The sequence below is a fragment of the Streptomyces durbertensis genome, assembly GCF_014156695.1.
Classification (GTDB): Bacteria; Actinomycetota; Actinomycetes; order Streptomycetales; family Streptomycetaceae; genus Streptomyces; species Streptomyces durbertensis.
Map to the genome: position 1 here is coordinate 1 of NZ_WMLF01000367.1, position 5,438 is coordinate 5,438.

General features: G+C 73.4%; 5 protein-coding genes and 1 pseudogene. 1 reads left to right on the plus strand and 5 read right to left on the minus strand.

Annotation, left to right across the window (positions count from 1 at the left end):
* Window positions 1–522: TerD family protein (locus GL263_RS20465; protein ID WP_182857192.1), on the minus strand; the 522-nt coding region annotated here is incomplete at its 3' end.
* A 276-nt stretch (window positions 523–798) separates the two neighbouring features.
* Between GL263_RS20465 and GL263_RS20470 the strand changes: the two genes are divergently transcribed.
* Window positions 799–1,290, plus strand: coding sequence for a DUF6643 family protein (locus GL263_RS20470; RefSeq protein WP_182857193.1), 492 nt, complete (start codon window positions 799–801; stop codon window positions 1,288–1,290).
* Window positions 1,291–1,536: 246 nt separating this feature from the next.
* On the opposite strand, the gene exaC is transcribed toward GL263_RS20470, so the two are convergent.
* The 4 genes and pseudogenes from exaC to GL263_RS20490 form a co-directional block, all read right to left on the minus strand.
* The gene (exaC, locus tag GL263_RS20475) at window positions 1,537–3,057 is read right to left on the minus strand and encodes an acetaldehyde dehydrogenase ExaC (protein WP_182857194.1); all 1,521 of its coding nucleotides are present in this window, start codon (window positions 3,055–3,057) and stop codon (window positions 1,537–1,539) included.
* A gap of 57 nt (window positions 3,058–3,114) precedes the next feature.
* Window positions 3,115–4,413, minus strand: coding sequence for a GAF domain-containing protein (locus GL263_RS20480; RefSeq protein ID WP_182857195.1), 1,299 nt, complete (start codon window positions 4,411–4,413; stop codon window positions 3,115–3,117).
* A gap of 133 nt (window positions 4,414–4,546) precedes the next feature.
* Window positions 4,547–4,996, minus strand: a complete 450-nt coding sequence (locus GL263_RS20485; protein ID WP_182857196.1) for a Crp/Fnr family transcriptional regulator — start codon at window positions 4,994–4,996, stop codon at window positions 4,547–4,549.
* Window positions 4,997–5,107: 111 nt separating this feature from the next.
* A pseudogene (locus GL263_RS20490) lies at window positions 5,108–5,438 on the minus strand (Crp/Fnr family transcriptional regulator); the annotation flags it as partial.

Here is a 5,438-nt window from a genome sequence, read left to right on the forward strand (position 1 = left end):
CTCGTCGACCGAGATGCCGAAGTCGGTGGCGAGGCCGGCGAGACCGGTGGCGTAGCCCTGGCCGACCGCGCGGAACTTCCAGGCGCCCTGGCGGCGGTACAGCTCGCCGAGGACAAACGCCGTCTCGGTGCTGGCGTCCTCGCTGTCGAACCGGGCGAGTTCGGCGCCGCCGGCAGCGTCGAGGACCCGCACGTACAGTCCCGGCACCTGGCCGAAGGTGCCGCCGTCGGCGGAGGCGGCGAGCACGACCGTCTCCACCGCGGGCTCGACGGCGTCCAGCTGGACGTGGAGGGTGTCGGTGACCGTGCCGCCGGCCGGGGTCTTCCCCTGGTGGGCGACGGCTCCCGAGGGGTGTCGGGCCTGGTTGTAGAAGACGAAGTCGTCGTCGGAGCGGACCTTGCCGGCCGCCAGCAGCAGGGCGGAGGCGTCCACGTCGGGGACGCCGGGGCCGGTGCGCCAGCCCATCTCGATCCGCACCGCCGTCGCCGGGAGCGGCACGTTCATACCCTTGCGCATCGTCATGGTGTTCCCCTCGGGCCGGCCGCGCCGACCGCGCCGCCCACTCGTTTCCCTGATCGTCCCTGATCGCCGACACCAACCTATGCCAAGCAGGCGGTGGGCCGTGCGCCCGGTGCCGGCCATCCGCACGCCACCCCGGCGTCACAGGAACTCGACTCGAACCATGGGACGTATTGCCCGTATTGGTCCGCTGTGCGGTGAAGTGGCGTTCGTGAACCCACAAAATGACCCCCGAACCAGACTCCTCAGGGAGCGCTTCTTCCGCTTAACTTATGCGGTATGACCTCCCCCTCCTCCTTTGGCGGCTACGGCGGCGGCTACTACTCCTCGCCGTCCTTCGCCGACACGCCGATCTACGACAGCCTGGTGGCCGAGCGGGGTACTCCGCAGATCGCCCCCATTCGTGTCCCCGCCGCCTACGAGAGCACCGGCAGCAGCCTGCCGGCGCTTCCGTCGGCGCTGCCCGCGCTGGCCTCCGGCCCGTCCGCGGCGTCGGCTCCCCCGCAACGCGGCTACGGCGGCCACCCCTCGCCGGCGCAGCCGCACGCGCCGCTCCAGCAGGCCCCGGCGCCCTACATCCCGCAGCAGCCGGCCGACCGCGGCTATCCCACGCAGCAGGGATACTCCCCGTACCAGCAGCAGTACCAGCAGCCGCAGATGCGGCCGGTGGCGCCCCGCCCGGCGCCGCCCCGGCCGATGGCGCAGCAGCCGGTGGCCCAGGGCAGATACGACGACCCCTACGGGCGGCCGCATCCGAACTCCGGCTACTGAGCCGGCGCCACGGGGGTGGTCCAGCTCAGCTCAACACGAGGGCGGGCCGGTACGCGACACACAGTCGGGTACCGGCCCGCCCTCGTTGCACGACAGCGCCGCGCGCCCTGTCCGCCGCCGTCGGCCCGGTCGGCGGACGAGCCGCGACCGGGCCACGGGCAGGGCGCGCGGCGGGTCTGGTGCGGCCCGGGGCCGCGTGGTCGGCCGGAACGGGCCGGGCCGCGTTCCGGCCGGGCCGCGCGCCGACTAGAACAGGCCGAGCCGCTTCGGGGAGTAGCTGACGAGCAGGTTCTTCGTCTGCTGGTAGTGGTCCAGCATCATGCGGTGGTTCTCCCGGCCGATGCCCGACTGCTTGTAGCCGCCGAACGCGGCGTGCGCCGGGTAGGCGTGGTAGCAGTTGGTCCACACCCGGCCGGCCTGGATGGCCCGGCCGGCGCGGTAGGCCGTGCCGGCGTCCCTCGTCCACACGCCGGCGCCCAGCCCGTAGAGCGAGTCGTTGGCCGTCTTCACCGCGTCGGCGAAGTCCTGGAACGCGGTGACCGCCACCACCGGGCCGAAGATCTCCTCCTGGAAGACCCGCATGTGGTTGGCGCCCTCCAGGACGGTGGGCCTTACGTAGTGGCCGCCGGCCAGGTCGCCCGGGAGTTCGGCGCGTTCGCCGCCGGTGAGCACCCGGGCGCCCTCCTCCCGTCCGATGTCGAGGTAGCGCAGGATGCGCGCGGTCTGCTCCGCCGACACCTGTGCGCCGATCATCGTGCCGGTGTCCAGCGGGTCGCCCTGGACGATCAGTTCGGTGCGCGCCACGGCGTCCGCGAGGAAGTCCCGGTAGTGCCCCTGCTGGACCAGCGCGCGTGACGGGCAGGTGCAGACCTCGCCCTGGTTGAGGGCGAACATCGTGAATCCCTCGAGCGCCTTGTCGCGGAAGTCGTCGTGCTCCGCGGAGACGTCGTCGAAGAAGATGTTGGGGCTCTTGCCGCCGAGTTCCAGGGTGACGGGCGTGAGGTTCTCCGAGGCGCCGCGCATCACCAGCCTGCCGGTGGCGGTCTCACCGGTGAAGGCGACCTTGGCGACGCGGGGGCTGGCGGCCAGCGGCGCGCCGGCCTCCTCGCCGAAGCCGTTGACGATGTTCACCACGCCGGGCGGCAGCAGGTCGGCGACCAGGCTCATCCAGTGGTGGACGGAGGCGGGGGTCTGCTCGGCGGGCTTGAGCACCACGGCGTTGCCCGCCGCGAGCGCCGGCGCCAGCTTCCAGGCCGCCATCAGCAGCGGGAAGTTCCACGGGATGATCTGGGCGACGACTCCGAGCGGCTCGTGGAAGTGGTAGGCGACGGTGTCCTCGTCGAGCTCCGACAGGCTTCCCTCGCGGGCCCGCAGCGCACCGGCGAAGTAGCGGAAGTGGTCCACCGCCAGCGGCAGGTCGGCCGCCAGGGTCTCCCGCACCGGCTTGCCGTTCTCCCAGCTCTCGGCGACGGCCAGTTCCTCCAGGTGCTGCTCGGTGCGGTCGGCGATCCGGTTGAGTACGAGGGCGCGCTCGGCGGGCGGGGTGCGGCCCCACGCGCCCGCGGCGGCGTGCGCGGCGTCCAGGGCGCGTTCGACGTCCTCGGCGGTGCCGCGGGCGATCTCGGTGAAGGTCCGCCCGGTGACGGGGGTCGGGTTCTCGAAGTAGCCGCCGCGCGCCGGGGCGACGTACTCGCCGCCGATCCAGTGGTCGTAGCGGGTCCGGTACCGCATGACGGCGCCGTCGCTTCCAGGTGGTGCGTACTTCATCTCGCGCCTCCCTGCCGGCCGTCGGCCGCCGCGACGGCGGCCGATCGTGCGAGGAAACTAGGCGCGGCGAGGTTGCGGGAAGGTTGCGGCGCGGGGCGGCAGCCGCAGCCCGTACTCGGCGCGCAGCTGGGACACCCGGGCGGCGGCGATGGGCTGTTCGGCCCGCGGCACGACGGCGTGCAGCTCCTCCCACGCCTCCAGGTCGTCCTCGCCCCAGGTGGAGCGCACCCATTCCTCCAGCAGCGTCCGGTCGCCGGCGGCCAGCACCGCTCCGCGCAGCCTGGTCTCCACGAGCCGGCGCAGCCGGACCACGCCGGGCGCCTCGGAACGCGGCAGCAGCGGCCCTCGGTAGGCGGCGAGCGCGGCGACCGGGTCGCCGGCGTGCAGCGACCGCAGCACCAGGGAGGCGTCGGTGTCCACCGGCACGGCGAGCCGGTAGGGGCGGGAGCGCAGCAGCGGGCCGAGCAGCTGCCGCAGCCGGGAGAGTTCGGCCCGCAGGGTGATCGGGCTCAGGTCGCGCTCGCCGTAGAGCTGGTGGGCCAGCGCCTCACCGGTCAGGCCCTCCGGGTGGTCGGCGAGCACCAGCATGATCTCGCTGTGCCGGCGGCTGAGCCGGCGGGCGCCGTGCGTCCGGCCGCCGTGCAGGACGGCCTCGTCGCGGCCCAGCGCCTGGAGGGTGAGGCGGTCGCCGGTGATCGGGCCGAGGGCGGCCAGTTGCGTCTCGGCGGCGCGTGCGGTGGCCTGGACGAGGGCGAGGCTGTGCGGCGCCGCGAGGTGGTCGCCGCCGGTGATGTCCACCGCGCCTATGAGTCGGCCGGAGGCCGGGTCGTGGATGGGTGCCGCGGCGCAGGTCCAGGGCTGGACGGGGGTGCAGTAGTGCTCGGCGTTGAAGATCTGCACGGCGTGGTCGACGGCCAGGGCGGTGCCGGGCGCGTTGGTGCCGACCTCGCTCTCGGACCAGCGGGCGCCGGCGACGAGGTTCATGTACTCGGCGCGCCGCCGCACCTGGGCGTGTCCCTCCACCCACAGCAGCCGGCCGGCCGCGTCGCAGACGGTGAGCAGGTGGGCGCCGTCGTGGGCGATACCGCCGAGCAGTTCCCTGATGAGCGGCATGACGGCGGCGAGCGGGTGCTCGGCGCGGTGCGTCCGCAGGTCCGCGTCGGTGAGTTCGACGCGGGCTATACCGTCCGGGGCCACCCGCGCGCCGGCGCAGCGCCGCCAGGAGTCGGCGACCACCGAACGTACCGGCTCCTGCACGGTGCCGTCGGCGAGGAACGCGCTGTGGGCGCGGCGGACGGCACCGGCGCGCTCCACCGGGTCCGCCCCCGCTTCGAGCGCCAGCCAGGGGTTCAGCACGGGGACATGGTGCTGGAGCCGGGGCGGCTCGGCAATGGGACCGTCCGTGCGAGAGTGTCACCCGCAGGGGTGAGGAGGCACGTCCGGCGCCACGGAGGGCCGGCGGCTTCCGGCCGTGGGCTCATGCCACGGCTCAGGACAGGCCGCGGGGGCCGTAGAGGTCGACCAGCCGGGTGCGGGTGCGCTGCAGGCGGTGCGAGATGATCTCGCCGACGGCGAGGGCGAGGTTGTAGCCCAGTTCGTGGTCCGCCTCGCACAGCTCGCGCACCTCGGCGGCGTCGAACTCCAGGGCGCGGACCGGGCTGTCGGTCTCCGCGCTCAGATGCCAGTTGTAGGGCGGGAAGAACCACGACCAGCCCAGCAGTTCCCCGTGGCCGATGGTCTCCACGGCCTGGTTGCGGCGGCCCGGTACGTGCTGCTCGAGGGTCACCGAGCCGGTGTGGATGATCCAGAACCGGTCGGCCTTCTGCCCTTCCTCGAAGATCCGGGCGCCCGAGGGGAAGGCCACCTCCCTGCCGTGTTGTCGCAGGCGCTCGGCCTGGTCGGGTGGGAGCGTTCCGAGGAGTCCGGTCCTGGTGCGCATACAAGCTCCTCCCGCGGCTGTGGTTCCCGCCGGTGCACCGCCCATTCTCCCACCGGGGCCGCGACCGGGCAGCCCGACGACCGGCGGGGCCGTCGGGCTGCCCTGGCCGGGTCAGAGCTCGACGTCCTCCAGGACGCCCAGCGCGTCGGGGACGAGCACGGCCGCCGAGAAGTAGACGCTGACCAGGTAGGAGATCACCGCCTTCTCGTTGATCCCCATGAAGCGCACGTTCAGGCTGGGCTCGTACTCGTCGGGGATGCCGGCCTGGTGCAGTCCGACGACGCCCTCGTTGTCCTGTCCGACGCGCATCGCGAGGATGGAGCTGGTGTTGGTCTCGCTGATCGGGATCTTGTTGCACGGCAGCATGGGGATGCCGCGCCAGGTGCGGACCGGGCTGCCGTTCAGCTCGGTGTGGCCGGGGTAGACGCCGCGGCTGTTGCAC

Bases quoted from the DNA above. Each gene is read 5' to 3' on its own strand.
- GL263_RS20470 (WP_182857193.1), top strand. From the start codon at position 799: ATGACCTCCCCCTCCTCCTTTGGCGGCTACGGCGGCGGCTACTACTCC.
- exaC (WP_182857194.1), bottom strand. From the start codon at position 3,057: ATGAAGTACGCACCACCTGGAAGCGACGGCGCCGTCATGCGGTACCGG.
- GL263_RS20485 (WP_182857196.1), bottom strand. From the start codon at position 4,996: ATGCGCACCAGGACCGGACTCCTCGGAACGCTCCCACCCGACCAGGCC.